At 70.3% G+C, this 629-nt stretch carries 1 protein-coding gene; it reads left to right on the top strand.

The genetic code is table 11. From position 1 onward, the window contains the following. Nucleotides 1-118 precede the first annotated feature (118 nt). A complete protein-coding gene (locus tag FJV41_RS49585; protein ID WP_246137916.1) occupies nucleotides 119-400 on the top strand; it encodes a helix-turn-helix domain-containing protein in 282 nt (93 codons plus the stop codon). Nucleotides 401-629 lie beyond the last annotated feature (229 nt).

The raw sequence follows: 629 nt of genomic DNA, 5'->3' as shown, positions 1-629 counted from the left end.
GCCCAGGCAGGCGCCCACCCCCACCCCGGGGAGCCCCTGCGTTGGCGGTCGGCGCCAGGTCCCATCCCTCGGGGCCCCATCCAATGTTGGAGGCCATGCTTCGGACCTGGAGCATGTGGTGAATTGGGTGACGAGCGGGCCGGATGGCGTCATGCTCGCGTCCATGAAGACGAGTCGCGCGGAAAGGGCCGAGGTGCTCGGGGCGGCACTGAAGGCCGCCCGCCAGCAGGCGGGGCTCGGCATGGAAGAAGTCGCCGAGCGCCTGGAAATGCCCGTGGAGGTCCTCGCCAGGGTGGAGCGTGGAGTCATGGTACCGACCATCTCCACCCTGACCCGGTTGTGCGTCATCTTGAAGCTGGACCCGGACACCCTGCCGGACCTCCCCGAGATGAGCGACTGAGCCTCGCTCTGGGAGCGCGCCGGGAGGAGGCCTGATGGCCCCACCGACGTCCCCGGAAGCGGTGGCCGTCCCTCTGGGGGAGGCTTCCGTCCGCGCCGCCGAGAGGCGATGCTTCGAGGGGCCCGCACGCACCTCGGACTGAACTCCCCTCGCCGCCGCCATCGATGCGCTGTCCCACCTGCCATCGCCGTGTGGTGGATTGTTGTCCCCTCCACCCCTCCTCCGCGCT

The sequence above is a fragment of the Myxococcus llanfairpwllgwyngyllgogerychwyrndrobwllllantysiliogogogochensis genome (genome assembly GCF_006636215.1).
In the GTDB taxonomy this organism is placed as follows: domain Bacteria; phylum Myxococcota; class Myxococcia; order Myxococcales; family Myxococcaceae; genus Myxococcus; species Myxococcus llanfairpwllgwyngyllgogerychwyrndrobwllllantysiliogogogochensis.
This window is presented reverse-complemented; position numbering and strand designations above follow the sequence as displayed.